A 1253-nucleotide genomic window follows, 5' to 3' on the forward strand; every position below is an offset into this window, starting at 1 on the left:
AAAAAGTATCTTGATTAATCAAGGTGATGATGTGACTGAAGGTGTTGCTTTGATTGAGATCGAAGCAGAAGGTGCGGCACAAGCAGCACCGGAACCAACACCAGCTCCTGCGGCTGAAAAGCCAGCTGCTCCAGCACCTGCGCAACAAACTCAAGCTTCAGCTCAACCTGCTGCTACATCAAGTGCAACTGTTGAAGTGACTGTACCTGACATCGGTGTTGAAAAAGCATTGGTTGGTGAAATCCTCGTTAAAGTGGGTGACCAGATCGATGTTGAACAAAGTATTGTGGTTGTAGAGTCAGATAAAGCGACTGTAGAAGTTCCAAGTAGTGTTGCTGGTACTGTAGAAAGTATTCAAGTGAAAGAAGGCGATACCGTTAAAGAAGGTGTTGTTCTTATTCAAGTGAAAACAGCAGCTGCATCTAATGCGCAAGCAGAAGCTCCTGCTACTACACCAGCTCCAGCTGCGGTAGCAGAACCGGTTGCTGCAAAGCAAGAAACTGTGGCAGCGGCTCCAGCTCAGTCTGGTTCAGTTGATATCAATGTTCCTGATTTGGGTGTAGATAAAGCTGTTGTTGCTGAAATCTTGGTTCAAGTTGGTGATAAAGTTGATGTAGACCAAAGCCTTGTTGTTGTTGAGTCAGATAAAGCAACTGTAGAAGTTCCAAGTACCGTTGCTGGTGTTGTAAAAGCAATTCACTTGCAAGCAGGCCAACAAGTTTCACAAGGTGTATTGCTTGCAACAATTGAAGCTGAAGGCCAAGCACCTGCTGCTGCACCAGCGGCAAAAGCAGAAGCAGCCCCAGCTCCACAGGCAGCAGCACCTAAAGCAGCCGCTCCTATTGCAACTCAGTCTGCACCTGCGGCGCCTACATCTGGTACTGATAAGTTAACGAAAGAGCAAGAAGCAGAAAACGCTAAAGTGTATGCTGGTCCTGCTGTTCGTAAGCTGGCTCGTGAACTTGGTGTGATCTTGTCACAAGTTAAAACTTCTGGTGAGCATGGCCGTGTTGTTAAAGAAGATATCTTTGCTTATGTGAAGAGCCGTTTAACTGCGCCGCAAGCTGCACCAGTAGCTCAAGCTACTGCTGCTCCGGCTGGATTGCCGTCATTACCTGACTTTACTGCTTTTGGTGGCGGTGAAGTAAAACCAATGACACGTTTACAGCAAGTTTCTGTACCGCAGTTGTCTTTAAACAACTACATTCCACAAGTAACTCAGTTTGACCTTGCGGATATTACTGAGCTAGAAG

General features: G+C 46.5%; 1 protein-coding gene. It reads left to right on the forward strand.

Going from position 1 to position 1253, the window contains the following annotated elements:
• A partial coding sequence (locus VXQ92_RS18880) for a biotin/lipoyl-containing protein (protein WP_416682832.1) occupies positions 1 to 1253 on the forward strand: 1253 nt, incomplete at both ends.

This window comes from Acinetobacter sp. 228 (assembly GCF_048147885.1).